The following is a 228-nucleotide window of genomic DNA, read 5'->3' as shown; positions in this document are numbered from 1 at the left end:
GCGCCGGGACGCTCTCGCAGGAGGACTTCACCCGCTCGGAGTCCGCGATGATCCGCAGCGCCGGGCACTGCAACACCATGGGCACCGCCTCCACGATGGCGCTGGTCGCCGAGGCGCTCGGCACCATCGTGCCCGGCATCGCCGGGACTCCTGCCTCCGACGCCCGCCTCAGCGAGGCCGCCCAGCTCACCGGGCGCCTGGCCGTCGATCTGGTGAAGGACGGCCGCA

Annotated in this window: 1 protein-coding gene; it reads left to right on the top strand. The window is 73.7% G+C overall.

What is annotated here, in order from left to right; all coding sequences use genetic code 11:
- Positions 1–228 (top strand): dihydroxy-acid dehydratase domain-containing protein (locus tag ABD879_RS32830; RefSeq protein WP_345025691.1); only part of this gene is annotated, 228 nt, incomplete at both ends.

It is taken from the genome of Actinomadura keratinilytica (assembly GCF_039539665.1).
In the GTDB taxonomy this organism is placed as follows: domain Bacteria; phylum Actinomycetota; class Actinomycetes; order Streptosporangiales; family Streptosporangiaceae; genus Spirillospora; species Spirillospora keratinilytica.
Note: the sequence above shows the minus strand (reverse complement) of the source record. Positions and strands in the feature narration are given on the sequence as shown.